Here is a 13,744-nt window from a genome sequence, read left to right on the forward strand (position 1 = left end):
CTCCGACCGATCGGCGAGACGTCGAGAGAACAGGGAGTTTCGACATGCGAGTCAACCGGGCGTGGCTGGGACTGGTCGTCCTGGCGCTGCCGGCGCTGCTCGTCGCGATCGACGCGACGGCGCTGCTCCTCGCGCTGCCGCAGCTAAGCGCCGACCTGGGAGCCACCAGCGTCGAGCAGTTGTGGATCAGCGACAGCTACGGGTTCATGGTGGCCGGTCTGGTCATCACGATGGGCACGCTCGGCGACCGGATCGGCCGCCGGCGGCTGCTGCTGATCGGCGGAGCGGCGTTCCTGGTGCTGTCGGTCGCGGCGGCCTTCGCGGCCGATCCGCTGATGCTGATCGTCGCGCGTGCCCTGCTGGGCGTCGCCGGGGCGACCCTGGCACCGTCCACGCTCGCCCTGATCACCAGCATGTTCCGCGACGAACGGCAGCGGGGCAAGGCCATCGCGATCTGGGCGGCCTGCCAGTTCACCGGCGGCGCGCTCGGGCCCGTGCTCGCCGGGTTCCTGCTCCAGCACTTCTGGTGGGGATCGGTGTTCCTGGTCGCCGTGCCGGCGATGGCGTTGCTGCTGCTCGCCGGGCCGGTGCTGCTGCCGGAGTTCCGCAGCGACCAGGCCGGACGGCTCGACCCGGCCGGCGTCGTGCTGTCGCTCGCGGCGGTGCTCCTGACGGTCTTCGGGATCAAGCAACTGACCGTCGCGAGCGGCCCGGCCGTCCCGGCGGGCGCCCTCGTCGCGGGCGCGGGCTTGGGCTTCCTGTTCGTACGGCGGCAGTTGCGGGTGGAGGCGCCGCTGCTCGATCTGCGGCTGCTCCGCAACCGCCCCTTCACGGCCGTGCTCGTCGCGCTGGTCTTCGCCGGCGTGGCCATGGCCGGCACGGGCCTGATGGTGACCCAGTATCTGCAGGGCGTGCTGGGCCTCTCCCCGGCCGTGTCGGCGTTGCTGTTCGCGCCGATGGGCCTGGGCACGGCGGCCGGCACCATGGCGGCGCCGGCGCTGGCCCGCCGGGTGAGGCGGACGACCGCCATCGCCGGCGGACTGGCGGTGTCGGCGGTGGGCGGCCTGCTGCTGATCGGCGCCGGTGTCGGCGGCGCGGGTGCCCTGCCGCCGGTGGTGATCGGCATCACCGTGCTGGCGCTGGGCACGGGCCCGCTGTTCGCGCTGGGCACCGGGCTGGTCGTCGGGTCCGTGCCGCCGGAGCGCGCCGGCTCGGCGGCGTCGATGTCGGAGACCGGCAACTACTTCGGCGGTTCGCTCGGCCTCGCGCTGCTCGGCGTGGTGGCCTCGGTGGTCTACCGCGGCAGGATGGACGGCACGTCCGACTCGCTGGCCGGCGCGGTCGCCGCGAGCCGGCACCTTCCCGCCGCCGAGGGCGCGCACCTGCTGCACACCGCACGGGAGGCGTTCACGGCCGGCCTGCACGTCACCGGCCTGACAGCCGCGGTCGTCTTCGCCGGGCTGGCCATGCTGGTCCTGGCGATGCGTCCGGCGACCCGGACCGCCACGGCTCCGGTCCCCGGTCATAAGGCCGGTCACGAGGCCGGTCACGAGGCCGGTCACGAGGCCGGTCGTGAGGCCAATCGTGAGCCCGGTCGTGAGGCCGGTTATGAGGTGACTCCCTCGTAGCCGCCTTCCATCGGCACCCGTAACGCGATCATGGCGACGTCGTCCTCCCCCGTCACCGGCATCCCGGTGAGCACCTGGTCGCAGAACCGGTCCAGCGGTTCGCGGGCGAGCGGCTCCGCGCACCGCCGCAGCCGTTCGAGCCCGTCGCCGATGTCCTCACCGCGCCGCTCGACGAGGCCGTCGGTGTAGAGCAGCAGCGTGCTGCGCGGTGGCAACGGTTCGACGGCGCTGATCCACGGCTGCTCGTAGCAGAGGCCGAGAAGCGGGTTGCCCGCTTCCCGGAGGAAGCGGGCCTCCCCCTCGCCGGTCACCAGCAACGGCGGCGGGTGGCCGGCCGCGGAGTAGGCCAGCCCCCAGAGGCCCTCCGCATCCCGTTCCACGCGGGTCAGGGCGCAGGTGACCGTGGTCTCGCCGTTCAGGGCCTCCATGGCGCTGTTCAGCCGCTGCAGGACCTCACCGGGGCACTCGTCACGATCGACGGCGAGCGCCCGCAGCATGTTGCGCACCTGGCTCATGCAGACTGCGGCGGCGAGGTCGTGCCCGGCCACGTCGCCGATCACCAGCTTGACCGCGCCACCGGGCAGCACGAACGCGTCGTACCAGTCTCCGCCGATCTCGGCGGCGGTCGGGCTCGGCTGGTAGCGCGCGGCGAGCTCCAGACCGGGGATATGCGGCGGCTCGGCCAGCAGACTGTGCTGCAGGGCCAGCGCCACCCGCTGGGTGCGCCGGAAGCGCAGAGCATTGCTGATGGCGTCGTGCGTGTGATCGAGGATCTGCCCCATCAGGTCGATGTCGGTCTGGCCGATCGGAGGCCGGTCCCCGCGGACGCAGGCCGTGACCACGGCCGCGACCTCGCCTTCGACCACGATCGGGAGGATGACAACGTTGTGCGCCTCGATCTCGGCGAGCCACCTGCTGATCGCCTCCGGGTAGAGGAACGGAGGACGTCCACGGGGGAAGGACATCTGGGCGGGGCGGCGCTGCCTCACCGCTCGCCGCAGCACCTCGGCGGAGTAGTGCTCCTGCAGCATCGGCAGCGTCGGTATTCCCTCACTTACGGCGCAGCCGAGGCGCTCGGCGACGATGACGTCCGTGTACGGAAGACCGCCGTTCGGCTCGCGAAGCAGATGGACGTCGCAGGTGTCGGCGAGCTCGGGCACGACCACGTCGGCGAGCGCCTGGCACATCTCCTCCAGGTTGGTGATGTCGCTCGCGGCGGCCGCGGCGCGCTCCAGCAGCCGGCGGCGGCGCTCCTCCTGCCACTCCTGCTCGACGTCGGTTGAGGTGCCCACCCACTCCACCACCGCGCCGTTCTCGCGCACCGGAACGGCCCGGAACCGGATGTGCCGGTAGACGCCGTCGCGGGTGCGGACGCGGTAGGTCGCCTCTTGGAGCGGGACCTCCTGCTCGGAGGCCTTGCCCCACCACTCCTCGGCGTACACGCGGTCTTCGGGGTGCAGGGCCTCCATCCAGCCGTGGCCGAAACTCTCCTCCGGTCTCTGTCCTGTCAGCCGCTGCCAGCCATGGCTCTCTCTGGACTCGCCGTGCGGGCCGGTCACCCACACCCCGTGCGCGCCCGCCCAGATGATGCTCTGGTAGCGGCGCCGGAGGCGGCGCAACTCCTTCTCCATGGCGTGCAGCCGCCGCGCGGTGGCGGCCTGTGCCGTGACCTCCTGGACCAGCGCCAGAAGTCCCCACCCGCCATGCTGGAGGGGCACTCGGGAGAGGCTCACCCGGAAGAGACGCTCGTGCCGTCCGTCGCCGCCGTCCGCGGTCGTGGAGACGTCGTCGAGGCGCACCGTACGCCCCGTCGCCAGCGCCTTGTCGAACGCGGCGAGGGTGTCATGCCCCACGAGGTCGTCGAGAGCCTCCGACACCGGCGCCCCGATCGGCCGGTGCCCGAACATCGCCCGGAAGGCGTTGTTCGTATAGCGCAGCCGATGCTCGACCCCACCGGTCACCAGCACCGCGACCGGCGCCCGGTCGAACACGTCCAGCGGCACCCAGTTTGACTGGCGTTTTCGCGCTGCCGCCGTCTCAGACTTTTGACCGACTTGCACTGCTTCTTCCCCCGGTCTGACCGTGTGCACGCGATCGAGGGCACCCCCGCGTACCCGCCCTACGACTCGCCTACCTGAGATTACACACGTTTGCCCAGGTCAGAGAGGGAAGAAGGAAGGGTCCTCGTGCCACCGGCGCCACAGGGCCCTCATGCGGCGGCGGCATCGTCGGCGGGCCCCGGAAACGACGAACGGCGCCCGGGGGCTCCGAGCGCCGTCCACTGGTGCGGGGTGGGGCCGGCTACTTCTTCTTCGCAGCCTTGCCGCCCGCGTTGACCTGCTCCTTGAAATCTGCTCCGGGCCGGAACCTGGGTGCCCAGCTCTCCTCCACCTTGATCGGATCCCCGGTGGAGGGGTTGCGGGCGGTACGAGCCGGCTTGTGCACCATCTCGAAGGCGCCGAAGCCGGTGATCGAGACCTTGTCCCCGCTCGCGACAGCGCTCTGGATGGCGTCGAGGACGGCGTTGACGGCCTCGGTAGCCGTCTTCTTGTCGCCGACACGATCCGTGATCGCGTCGACGAGTTCTTTCTTGTTCATTTCGGTTTCCTCCCCCTTACGCGCTTGAAATTAGGGGACGAGGTCGCGGGACTTCAATCACCGGGGGGCATGTTTCGCCTGCTCGGCGTGTCGAATGTGCCGTCCAGATAGGCGATGAAGGCGTCCAGCCGGGCGGCCGCATGGGCTATGTCCCGCTTTGCCACGTCACAGATAGCAAGCAGCCGTCGCGCCAGGCGGGCCTGCTCCTCCTGTGGTAAGGCTAACGCTCTGACGCGGCGATGCGCATCACGCAGTCGCCGCGCCAGCAGCTCATCTACGGTCTGAGGATCGTTCAGACGGTCGTCGGCAGCCATGGCTGCCGTCCATTCTCGTACTCCTCGATGGCGTCCGCGTGACGCAGGGTCAGCCCGATGTCGTCGAGGCCCTCCATCAGCCGCCAGCGGGTGTAGTCGTCGATCTCGAACGAGGCCACGATGTCGCCCGAGCGCACCTGGCGTTCCACCAGGTCGACGGTGATCTCCGTCTTCGGGTCGGCCTCGGCCGCGTCCTGCAGCCGCTTGACGACGTCCTCGGGCAGGACGACCGGCAGCAGGCCCATCTTCGTGGAGTTGTTGCGGAAGATGTCGCCGAACCGCGAGGCGATCACGACGCGGAAGCCGTACTGCTGGAGGGCCCAGACGGCGTGCTCGCGCGAGGAACCGGTGCCGAAGTCGGGCCCGGACACCAGGATCGACGCGCCCTCGTACGCCGGGTCGTTCAGCACGAAGGACGGGTCCTCGCGCCAGGCGGCGAACAGGCCCTTCTCGAAGCCCGTACGGCTGACCTGCTTCAGCCAGACCGCCGGGATGATCTGGTCGGTGTCCACGTTGCTGCGGCGCAGCGGCACGGCCCGGCCGGTGTGGGTGGTGAAGGCATCCATGATGATCTCTTCCTGGGACTGTGGGCGGGCGGGCTAGAGGTCGGCGGGGGCGGTCAGCCGGCCGGTCACCGCGGTCGCGGCCGCGACCTGCGGCGAGACCAGGTGGGTGCGCCCGCCCTTGCCCTGGCGGCCCTCGAAGTTGCGGTTGGAGGTCGAGGCGCTGCGCTCGCCCGGCTTCAGGGTGTCGGGGTTCATGCCCAGGCACATCGAGCAGCCGGCCTCGCGCCACTCGGCCCCGGCCGCCTTGAAGACCTCGTGGAGGCCCTCCTCCTCGGCGGCCTTCTTGACGCCCATGGAGCCCGGGACGATCAGCGTGCGGGTGACGACCTTGCGGCCCCGCAGGATCTCGGCGGCGGCGCGCAGGTCCTCGATGCGGCCGTTGGTGCAGGAGCCGACGAAGACGGTGTCCACCTGGATGTCGCGCAGCGGCGTGCCCGCGGTCAGGCCCATGTACTCCAGCGCCCGCTCGGCGGCGGACCGCTCGACCGGGTCGGCGAACTGCTCGGGCGACGGCACCGTGGAGCCGAGCGGCGCGCCCTGGCCCGGGTTGGTGCCCCACGTGACGAACGGCGTGAGGGTCGCGGCGTCGATCTCCACGACCTTGTCGAACTCGGCGTCGTCGTCGGTGCGCAGCGTCTTCCAGTATTCGACGGCCCGGTCCCAGTCCTCGCCGGAGGGCGCGTGCGGACGGCCGCGCAGGTATTCGAACGTGGTCTCGTCGGGGGCGATCAGGCCCGCCCGCGCGCCTGCCTCGATCGACATGTTGCAGACGGTCATGCGGCCCTCCATGGAGAGCTTGCGCACGGCCTCGCCGCGATACTCGACGATGTGGCCCTGGCCGCCGCCGGTGCCGATCTTCGCGATGATCGCGAGGATCAGGTCCTTGGCGGTCACGCCGACCGGCAGCTCGCCCTTGACCTCGATGGCCATCGTCTTGGGCCGGTAGGCGGGCAGCGTCTGGGTGGCCAGCACGTGCTCGACCTCGGAGGTGCCGATGCCGAACGCGATGGCGCCGAACGCCCCGTGGGTCGAGGTGTGGGAGTCGCCGCAGACGATCGTCATGCCGGGCTGGGTCAGTCCGAACTGCGGGCCGATGATGTGCACCACGCCCTGACCTGCGTCGCCCATCGGGTGCAGGCGGATGCCGAACTCCGCGGCGTTCTTGCGCAGCGTCTCGACCTGCGTGCGCGACACCGGGTCGGAGATCGGCCCGAGCACGGTCGGCACGTTGTGGTCCTCGGTGGCGATCGTGAGCTCGGGGCGACGCACGGTGCGGCCGGCCATGCGGAGGCCGTCGAACGCCTGCGGGCTGGTCACCTCGTGGATGAGGTGCAGGTCGATGTAGAGCAGGTCGGGTTCGCCCTCGGCACGCCGTACGACGTGCTGCTCCCAGACTTTCTCAGCCAGTGTGCGACCCATGGTTGTGACGCCTCCTCGCGTTCAGACCCCCGCGGTCGTGTCTCTCATGATGAGACGGAAATATCGGGATATGGACACTGTATCTGTTGTTTCCCAACATTGCGTTTGCATCTCGTATGGCGAGACGGCAGTATCGGGGTATGGACAACTCTAGCGGGGTCGGAGTACTCGACAAGGCGGTTCTCGTACTCAACGCCCTGGAGGCGGGCCCGGCTTCCCTGGCACAGCTCGTCCAGGCGACCGGCCTGGCAAGGCCGACGGCCCACCGGCTGGCCGTCGCGCTGGAGCACCACCGCATCGTCTCCCGCGACACGCAGGGCCGGTTCATCCTCGGCCCCCGCCTGTCGGAACTGTCCACAGCCGCGGGCGAGGACCGGCTGCTCGCCGTCGCCGGCCCGGTGCTCACCCAGCTTCGCGACCTGACCGGGGAGAGTGCTCAACTTTACCGGCGTCAGGGCGACGAGCGGGTCTGCGTGGCCGCCGCCGAGCGCGCCAGCGGGCTGCGCGACACGGTGCCGGTCGGCTCCGCCCTGCCCATGACCGCGGGTTCCGCCGCGCAGATCCTGCTCGCCTGGGAGGAGCCCGACCGGCTGCACCGCGGCCTTCGAGGGGCCAAGTTCACCGCCGCCACGCTCGCGAGCGTACGCAGGAGGGGCTGGGCCCACAGCGTCGGCGAGCGCGAGCAGGGCGTGGCGAGCGTCTCCGCGCCCATCCGCGGCGCCGGCGGCAAGGTGATCGCCGCGGTTTCCGTGTCCGGCCCCATCGAGCGGCTGACCCGTACGCCCGGCCGGATGCACGCCGCCCCCGTCGTCGCGGCCGCCGAGCGGATCACCGAAGCCATGCGCCGCGCGAACTGATCGGAGAGCGGTCCGGGCAGCCCCCGGCGCCCCCTCCCGCCGCTCTTGACCCCGTCGCGTCACCCGGAGCGGCGCCTCGCCGCATTGGTCGCCCCACCCGCCCTGGACACCGCTCCTTCCGGGCAAATCCTGGCGGTCGCGGCACTAGGCTGGCGGGGTGACAGACCGCATCGAGGCAGCCGCCGCTGAACTGCGTCCCCTGCTCCAAGAATTCATCCTCTGGGCGCCGGACAACGCACCCGGCAGCGACCCCGATCTCGTGGGCCCCGTCGCCCTGTGGCATCGGCTGATCGCCCGCAACGACGTCGGGCTGTGGAAGCGTGGAGACCTGCGCACGGTCCTGCTGGAGCGCATGCCCCAGGTCGTCGAGGACCCCGACGCCGCCGCGGACGGCATGATCACCGCCGTCCGGTCCTATCTGACGTTCCTGTCGTCCACCGGACGGCTCTCGCCGGGCTCGGCGACCCTGGAGACCCTGCTCGCGGAGCTGGACGAGGTCGAGGACGACTTCGTGGACGCGATGGAGGACACCATCGCCGAGCGCGACTGGGACGAGGAGGAGGACGAGCTCGACGAGGACGAGGCCGACGAGGGCCTCGGCGACTTCGAGCCGTTCGCCGACGAGATCGGCGCCCTGCCCACGATCAGGCTGCGTCCCGACACCGAGCTGGCCGAGGCGGCCCGCGGGGTGACGCTCATCGCACAGGCCCGCGACCTGGCGCTGTGGGTCGGCACCGGGCGCAAGGTGGGCGAGGAGACGCTGCTCACCGAGTCCGAGGTGGACGAGGCGGTGCGCACGCTCGGCCTGCCCGACGCGCGCAACATCTGGAACCTGTGGAACCTCGCGATCGACCTGGAGTTCCTCGCCCCCGACGGCGACGACACGGTCAGCGTCGACTCCGACACCGCCGCCTGGCCCTTCGAGGACGACGACGACGTCCTGGACGCCTGGATGCTCGGCCTCCACTCTCTCGACTACGGCGACCCCGAGCTGGACGACGACGATCTCACGCTGGCCCTGTCGGGCCTGACCCGCGCGCTGCTGATCCGCGTGCTGCTGGCCGACGGCACGCGGCCGGTGTCCTCGCTGCGCGAGGAGCTGGCCGAGGCCGCGGCGGAGTACGACGACCTGGGCGCCGACGCCTGGGCCGCGGCCGGCGACCCGCTCGCCTCCGTGCTCGCCTGGCTGACCGGCTACGGCATGGTCACCGTCGAAGGCGACGCGGTGACCCTCACGCCGCTCGGCACCGAGGGCCTCGTCCACATGCTGGACGACGAGGACATCGAGATCGACGCCCGGCCCGCCATCGACGCCATGACCGCGCTCGACCTGCTGTCGTTCAGCGCCGACATGTCCGAGGAGGAGGCCGACGAGGAGTTCGCCGCCTGGCTCGCCCTGCGCGACCCGGAGCGGGCCGCCTCCGAGCTGCTCCAGGCCGCCGCCGAGGAGGAGGCCGACGCCCTCGTGCGGGTCCAGGCCGCCAGCCTGGTGGGCTCCCTGGGCGAGGCCGCCATCCCCGCCTGGCAGGAGGCGCTCAAGGAGCCCTCGCTGCGGCCGTACGCCGCGACGCACCTGACCCAGATGGACGTCGAGGACGCCCCGGAGCCGACCCAGGCGGACACCCACTGGCTGATCCTCGACATGTGGACGATCTCCGCCGGGCTCGGCAGGCCGGAGTTCGTGTCCAGCCTGCACGACATCGGCCCCGCGCAGACGCTCATCGGGCTGCTCGACGTGATCTGGAAGGTCCACCACCCTCACGTCGAGGAGCTGCTGGACCTCATCGGCGAGACCCACCCGGACAAGCAGGTGGTCAAGGCCGCCAAGCGGGCGCTGTTCAAGGCGCGGTCGGGAAGATAGCGCAGGTCGTCGTGCCGTGGGCGTACAGCTTGCCGTCGCCCACGGCCGTCAGCCGCGCCTCCGCGGTCGCGACCGTCCTGCCGACGTGCAGGGCGGTCGCCTCGCACCTCAGCGTTCCCGTGTGCACGAAGGCGGGACGCACCATGTGGACGTTGAGCTGGGTGGTGGTGTAGCCCCGCCCGGCGGGCAGGCGGCTCATGACCGCGCAGCCCAGCGCCGAGTCGAGCAGCGTCGCGAAGTAGCCGCCGTGAATCGAGCCCAGCGGGTTGTACTGGTGCTCGCCCGTCTCCCCCTCGAAGACCGCGACCCCCGGCTCCACACGGACGAGGGTGAAGCCCAGCGTGCCGGCGATCGGGGGCGGCGGGAACCGCCCGGCGAGCAGCGCCCGCAGGAAGTCGATCCCGCTCATGTCGGCCGGAGGCGTGGTCGTCGGAGCCCACGTATGCGTACGCGTGTTCGCTGTCGTCGTCATGAGTCTAATTTTCAAACTCAGGGTTCCCGTAACGCAAATCGCGCACATCCCGAGGCGAGGAAACCTAGTCTTGTCGTGTGATAACGGCATCACTGAGCGCGGGTGGCGCCCCCGGCTGGCAACAGGGCGTCGATCTCGCCCTCGCGCTCGTGTTGTCGGCGGCGATCGGGCTGGAGCGGGAGATCCGGCAGAAGAGCGCCGGGTTGCGCACGCACACGCTCGTGGGGTTCGGCGCCGCGCTGTTCATGCTCGTGTCGAAGTACGGCTTCTCCGACATCCTCGGCGAGTCGGTGGTGCTCGATCCGTCCCGGGTCGCGGCCCAGATCGTCTCCGGCATCGGCTTCATCGGCGGCGGGCTGATCTTCGTACGCCGCGACGTGGTCAAGGGACTGACCACCGCCGCCGCCGTGTGGCTCACCGCCGCGGTCGGCATGGCCGCGGGGGCCGGCCTCTGGTGGCTCGCCGTCCTCGCCACGGTGGGGAACTTCGTCGTGATGCTGGGGCTCACCCCGCTGGCCGCCCGGCTCCCCCGCTCCAAGCACGCCCAGTCGCGGCTGCGCCTGTCGTACGCGGACGGACGGGGCGTGCTGCGCCAGGCCCTCGCCGAGTGCACGGGCCTGCGTTTCGTGGTCGACGAGCTGTCGCTGGAGCAGCCCGGCAGGAGCCACGACGCCGGCACGGTAACGGTCACCCTGCTGATCCGCGGCCCGGGCTCGATCGCGGACCTCACGAGCAAACTGGCCGAGATAGAGGGCGTGGTCGCCGTCGCCTGTGAGGACGCCAACGCCCAGCACTTCTAGCTCGCTTCCAGCCAGGTGGCCGGTCCGGTGGCTAGTCCGGTGGCGGCGGATAGAGCCCGAGCTGTGCGAGCAGCTCCAGTTGGTCGCAGTAGAACTGGTAGCCGATCACCAGCCCGTCCTCGACCGTGGCGATCTGGCAGGCACGCAGGTGGAATCGCCGCTCCGTCGCCTCGATCTCCTCACCGGTCGGCAACAGCAGCGGACCCTTGTGCGTGCCGGTCAGCGTCGACTCGTTGACCGCGCAGTCGCCGACGTCCAGCTGACGCCAGATCAGGTGGTGACAATCCGGAAAGGCGACGAAGAACCTCTCCAGGTATGACGCGACCTCCATGCGCCCGTCCGCCGTGCCCTCCGGGCCCACGATGGCGCCCCGTGGATGAAACAGCAGGGCCGCGCCTTCGACGTCATGAGCGTCCAAGGCGCGCACCAGCCGGTCCAAGATCTCCCGCGCCGATGTCACCGTCCATCACCCCCCGCCCCGTCGCTTCCAGCGTAAGCGGCGGGTCTCGGAGGGTAACCCGGCGCAGCGGGCCATGAGCGGGGCGCGGCGTCCGTAACGGCGAAAACCCCGGCACGGGCAAGTGCCGAGGTTCTCGGTGGATGTAGCCCCCACCGGATTCGCGCCCGCGCAGCGGGCCATGAGCGGAGCGCGGCGTCCGTAACGGCGAAAACCCCGGCACGGGCAAGTGCCGAGGTTCCCGGTGGATGTAGCCCCGACCGGATTCGAACCGGCGCTACCGCCTTGAGAGGGCGGCGTCCTAGGCCACTAGACGACGGAGCCGAGTGCAGTGAAGTAGTCCCGAGCGGATTCGAACCGCCGTTACCGCCTTGAGAGGGCGGCGTCCTAGGCCACTAGACGACGGGACCTTGCACACTGCGCTGTTTCCAGCAGAATCCCTTGGGGGGATCCAGCTGGGGTACCAGGACTCGAACCTAGACTAACGGAGCCAGAATCCGTCGGGCTGCCAATTACCCCATACCCCATCTGCTCGCGGGGGCCTCGCGGCTCTCGCTTGCGACTCCGAAAGAATAGCCCAGCTTGCGACCCACTACCAAAACGATTGCGGCGCGCCTCGCGATCTCGTGATCCGATGCCCCGTACGCAGGGCCGATCCCCTGGAGGAAGGCCGGATCTTCGCTGGTGGAGAACGGCGGTCCTCCTGCGCGCGGGGCCGGATCCTCCTGTGCGAGGCTGGGGGAAACCGTCAGCACCACGTGAGGAGCCGCCAGCCATGACCTCGGCCGCGAACCCCTTCCTCAGCCCGAGCACCCTGCCCTATGGGCTGCCCCCCTTCCAGGAGATCAGGGAGGAGCACTACGCGCCGGCGTTCGAGCAGGGCATGGCCGAGCAGCTCGCGGAGGTCGAGGCGATCGCCGAGAACCCGGAGCCGCCTACCTTCGAGAACACGATCGAGGCGCTGGAGAGGTCCGGCGCCCTGCTCGAACGGGTCTCCGCGGTGTTCTTCAACCAGGCGTCCTCCGACACGACGCCGGGCGTCCAGGAGATCCAGAAGGACGTCACGCCGAAGCTCTCCAAGCACGCCGACGCGATCCACCTCAACGCCGGGCTCTTCGCCCGCATCCAGGCGGTCGAGGCGGCCGACGAGGAGCAGCGGTGGCTGCTGAAGCGCTACGTCACCGACTTCACCCGGGCGGGCGCCACGCTGGGCCCGCAGGACCAGGCCAGGCTCCGGGAGATCAACGAGCGGTTGTCGGCCCTGGGCACGACGTTCGAGCAGAACCTGCTCGCCGACACCAACGAGCGGGCGGTGGTGGTCGAGGACGTGGCCGAGCTCGACGGGCTGTCGCAGGACGCGATCCAGGCGCTCGCCGACCAGGCCAGGGAGCGCGGGCTGGACGGCAAGTATCTGATCACGCTGGTCCTGCCCACCGGGCAGCCCGCCCTGGCCGAGCTGACCAACCGGTCCCTGCGTGAGCGGATCCACCGCGCCTCGGTCGGGCGGGGCGCGGCGAACGCCGAGCTGATCAAGGAGATGGCGGTCCTGCGCCGGGAGCGCGCCCGGCTGCTGGGCTACGAGAACCACGCGGAGTACGTCCTGGCCGACCAGACGGCGGGCTCGACCCGTGCGGTCACCGAGATGCTCGACCGGCTCGTGCCGCCCGCCGTCGCCAACGCGCGCAAGGAGCAGGCCGACCTGGAGGAGATCGCCGGTCACCCGATCCAGCCGTGGGACTGGGCGTTCTACTCCGAGAAGGTGCGCAAGGCCCGCTACGACATCGACAGCCGGCTCATGCGGCCGTACTTCGAGCTGAACACCGTGCTGGAGAAGGGCGTCTTCAACGCGGCGTCGCGCCTGTACGGCGTCACCTTCCACGAGCGCACCGACCTGTACGGCTACCACCCCGACGTACGGGTCTTCGAGGTGCGCAACGAGGACGGCTCCCCGCTGGGCCTGTTCCTCGGCGACTTCCACGCCAGGGCCTCCAAGCGGGGCGGGGCGTGGATGAACAGTCTGGTGCGGCAGTCGGGCCTGGAGGGCACGAGGCCGGTCGTGGTCAACAACCTCAACATCGTCAAGGGCGAGCCGACCCTGATGACGTTCGACGAGGTCAACACGATGTTCCACGAGTTCGGGCACGCGCTGCACGGGTTGTTCTCCGACGTGCGCCACCCCCGGTTCTCGGGCACGGCGGTGCCGCGCGACTTCGTCGAGTACCCCTCCCAGGTGAACGAGATGTGGGCGACCCATCCGGAGATCCTGGCCGAGTACGCCCGGCACCACGAGACGGGCGAGCCGATGCCGCAGGACCTCGTCGACCGGATGCTGGAGACGCAGAAGTTCAACCAGGGCTTCGCCACGCTGGAGTACCTGGCCGCCACCCTGCTCGACTGGGCCTGGCACACGGCGTACGACGGCGAGGAGGACGTGGAGGAGTTCGAGCGGCGGGCGCTGCGGGAGGCCGGGGTGGACCTGCCGGCCGTCCCGCCGCGCTACCGCAGCACCTACTTCGCCCACATCTGGGCGGGCGGCTACAGCGCCGGCTACTACTCCTACATCTGGAGCGAGGTCCTCGACGCCGACACCGTCGAGTGGTTCAACGAGAACGGCGGGCTGCGCCGGGAGAACGGCGACACGTTCCGCCGGGCCCTGCTGTCCCGGGGCGGCAGCATCGACTCGATGACGGCGTTCCGCGACTTCCGGGGCCGCGCCCCGGAGATCACTCCCCTGCTCGACCGCCGCGGGCTGCTGTAAGGGCTCCGGTAGCG

12 protein-coding genes and 3 tRNA genes are annotated in these 13,744 nt (G+C 70.6%); 5 read left to right on the forward strand and 10 right to left on the reverse strand.

What is annotated here, in order from left to right:
* Positions 1 to 44 precede the first annotated feature (44 nt).
* Positions 45 to 1,628 (forward strand): MFS transporter, encoded by a 1,584-nt coding sequence (locus HCK04_RS07000; protein WP_142646072.1) that lies wholly within the window; start codon positions 45 to 47, stop codon positions 1,626 to 1,628.
* Here HCK04_RS07000 and HCK04_RS07005 read toward each other — a convergent pair.
* The 5 genes from HCK04_RS07005 to leuC form a co-directional block, all read right to left on the reverse strand.
* Positions 1,607 to 3,631, reverse strand: coding sequence for a SpoIIE family protein phosphatase (locus HCK04_RS07005; protein WP_260617148.1), 2,025 nt, complete (start codon positions 3,629 to 3,631; stop codon positions 1,607 to 1,609). The genes HCK04_RS07000 and HCK04_RS07005 overlap by 22 nt on opposite strands.
* Before the next feature lie 298 nt (positions 3,632 to 3,929).
* Positions 3,930 to 4,226, reverse strand: coding sequence for an HU family DNA-binding protein (locus tag HCK04_RS07010; RefSeq protein WP_142562214.1), 297 nt, complete (start codon positions 4,224 to 4,226; stop codon positions 3,930 to 3,932).
* A 53-nt stretch (positions 4,227 to 4,279) separates the two neighbouring features.
* Positions 4,280 to 4,540 carry a hypothetical protein gene (locus HCK04_RS07015; protein ID WP_142617353.1) on the reverse strand — a complete coding sequence of 87 codons (261 nt, stop codon included), beginning with the start codon at positions 4,538 to 4,540 and terminating at the stop codon, positions 4,280 to 4,282.
* Positions 4,519 to 5,106, reverse strand: a complete 588-nt coding sequence (leuD, locus tag HCK04_RS07020; RefSeq protein WP_142646074.1) for a 3-isopropylmalate dehydratase small subunit — start codon at positions 5,104 to 5,106, stop codon at positions 4,519 to 4,521. Before leuD ends, HCK04_RS07015 begins: the two co-directional genes overlap by 22 nt.
* A gap of 33 nt (positions 5,107 to 5,139) precedes the next feature.
* A complete protein-coding gene (gene leuC, locus HCK04_RS07025; RefSeq protein WP_142646077.1) occupies positions 5,140 to 6,525 on the reverse strand; it encodes a 3-isopropylmalate dehydratase large subunit in 1,386 nt (461 codons plus the stop codon).
* Positions 6,526 to 6,665: 140 nt separating this feature from the next.
* Between leuC and HCK04_RS07030 the strand changes: the two genes are divergently transcribed.
* Positions 6,666 to 7,382: an IclR family transcriptional regulator gene (locus HCK04_RS07030; protein ID WP_079312748.1), complete on the forward strand. Its 717-nt coding sequence runs from the start codon at positions 6,666 to 6,668 to the stop codon at positions 7,380 to 7,382.
* A gap of 157 nt (positions 7,383 to 7,539) precedes the next feature.
* Complete coding sequence (locus tag HCK04_RS07035; RefSeq protein WP_142646079.1) at positions 7,540 to 9,243, forward strand: hypothetical protein; 1,704 nt, start codon at positions 7,540 to 7,542, stop codon at positions 9,241 to 9,243.
* Here the strand turns inward: HCK04_RS07035 and HCK04_RS07040 are convergent.
* Positions 9,221 to 9,715: a PaaI family thioesterase gene (locus HCK04_RS07040; RefSeq protein WP_142646081.1), complete on the reverse strand. Its 495-nt coding sequence runs from the start codon at positions 9,713 to 9,715 to the stop codon at positions 9,221 to 9,223. The two genes, HCK04_RS07035 and HCK04_RS07040, sit on opposite strands and share 23 nt — an antisense overlap.
* A gap of 77 nt (positions 9,716 to 9,792) precedes the next feature.
* Here HCK04_RS07040 and HCK04_RS07045 point away from each other — a divergent pair, with 77 nt between their 5' ends.
* Entirely contained in the window at positions 9,793 to 10,515 is a 723-nt protein-coding gene (locus HCK04_RS07045) for an MgtC/SapB family protein (RefSeq protein ID WP_142646083.1), read from the forward strand.
* Between the two features lie 31 nt (positions 10,516 to 10,546).
* On the opposite strand, the gene HCK04_RS07050 is transcribed toward HCK04_RS07045, so the two are convergent.
* From HCK04_RS07050 to HCK04_RS07065, 4 genes are all read right to left on the reverse strand, one after another.
* Positions 10,547 to 10,975 (reverse strand): ester cyclase, encoded by a 429-nt coding sequence (locus HCK04_RS07050; protein ID WP_142646085.1) that lies wholly within the window; start codon positions 10,973 to 10,975, stop codon positions 10,547 to 10,549.
* A gap of 248 nt (positions 10,976 to 11,223) precedes the next feature.
* Positions 11,224 to 11,296 (reverse strand) — tRNA-Glu (locus HCK04_RS07055).
* Between the two features lie 13 nt (positions 11,297 to 11,309).
* Positions 11,310 to 11,382: transfer RNA gene (locus HCK04_RS07060), tRNA-Glu, on the reverse strand.
* Positions 11,383 to 11,427: 45 nt separating this feature from the next.
* Positions 11,428 to 11,499: transfer RNA gene (locus HCK04_RS07065), tRNA-Gln, on the reverse strand.
* A gap of 248 nt (positions 11,500 to 11,747) precedes the next feature.
* Between HCK04_RS07065 and HCK04_RS07070 the strand changes: the two genes are divergently transcribed.
* Positions 11,748 to 13,730 (forward strand): M3 family metallopeptidase, encoded by a 1,983-nt coding sequence (locus tag HCK04_RS07070; protein ID WP_142646086.1) that lies wholly within the window; start codon positions 11,748 to 11,750, stop codon positions 13,728 to 13,730.
* The last annotated feature ends 14 nt before the right edge of the window (positions 13,731 to 13,744 follow it).

The sequence above is a fragment of the Microbispora sp. CL1-1 genome (genome assembly GCF_012034195.1).
Taxonomy (GTDB): domain Bacteria; phylum Actinomycetota; class Actinomycetes; order Streptosporangiales; family Streptosporangiaceae; genus Microbispora.

Excerpts from the sequence above, each read along its gene's own strand:
- HCK04_RS07040 (WP_142646081.1), bottom strand. The coding sequence starts at position 9,715 with ATGACGACGACAGCGAACACGCGTACGCATACGTGGGCTCCGACGACC.
- HCK04_RS07000 (WP_142646072.1), top strand. The coding sequence starts at position 45 with ATGCGAGTCAACCGGGCGTGGCTGGGACTGGTCGTCCTGGCGCTGCCG.
- leuD (WP_142646074.1), bottom strand. The coding sequence starts at position 5,106 with ATGGATGCCTTCACCACCCACACCGGCCGGGCCGTGCCGCTGCGCCGC.
- HCK04_RS07070 (WP_142646086.1), top strand. The coding sequence starts at position 11,748 with ATGACCTCGGCCGCGAACCCCTTCCTCAGCCCGAGCACCCTGCCCTAT.
- HCK04_RS07010 (WP_142562214.1), bottom strand. The coding sequence starts at position 4,226 with ATGAACAAGAAAGAACTCGTCGACGCGATCACGGATCGTGTCGGCGAC.
- HCK04_RS07030 (WP_079312748.1), top strand. The coding sequence starts at position 6,666 with ATGGACAACTCTAGCGGGGTCGGAGTACTCGACAAGGCGGTTCTCGTA.
- HCK04_RS07015 (WP_142617353.1), bottom strand. The coding sequence starts at position 4,540 with ATGGCTGCCGACGACCGTCTGAACGATCCTCAGACCGTAGATGAGCTG.
- leuC (WP_142646077.1), bottom strand. The coding sequence starts at position 6,525 with ATGGGTCGCACACTGGCTGAGAAAGTCTGGGAGCAGCACGTCGTACGG.